The organism is Microbulbifer okhotskensis (assembly GCF_023895975.1).
GTDB lineage: Bacteria > Pseudomonadota > Gammaproteobacteria > Pseudomonadales > Cellvibrionaceae > Microbulbifer > Microbulbifer okhotskensis.
Genome location: NZ_JALBWM010000391.1, coordinates 1 through 440 on the forward strand (window position 1 = coordinate 1; position 440 = coordinate 440).

Sequence of the window (440 nt, forward strand, 5' to 3'; positions counted from 1 at the left end):
CCTTACCCGGAATTAACCCGGAAGTTACCCGGACTTTACCCGGAATATTCACATGGGGGTGGGCTGCCAATTCCTGTTGTTCAATACAGACTGGCGCAAGCGTTGCGGCCTCCAGGCGCTCACCGTTTGCCGGGTGTCCGGTAAATATTTGACCCCGTAATTTGCCCATGCAATCGCTGAAGGCATCGAGGCTCTTTGGCATCTTCAACCCGGTGCGATTCCAGAACTTTAAGAAATTAGAGCGCTTGCCCATGCGGAAGTGCCCTTTGGGTAGGGGGCTCCCGGCTTTACCGTGTTTGGTGGTGCGCGCTCGCGTTGTGTAAGCATTGAATATTGCATACCAGTCGCGTCCATCGATAAGGCTACGAAATTGGAGGGTGACACCCCCATTTTTGCGGGGGCCGTAATTTCCCACTGAATGGCCAATATACTCCAGGGGC

At 54.1% G+C, this 440-nt stretch carries 1 protein-coding gene; it reads right to left on the reverse strand.

Annotated features, from left to right (window positions below; all coding sequences use genetic code 11):
• Nucleotides 1-415 (reverse strand): hypothetical protein (locus tag MO867_RS22635; protein WP_252473382.1); only part of this gene is annotated, 415 nt, incomplete at its 3' end.
• Between the last annotated feature and the right edge of the window lie 25 nt (nt 416-440).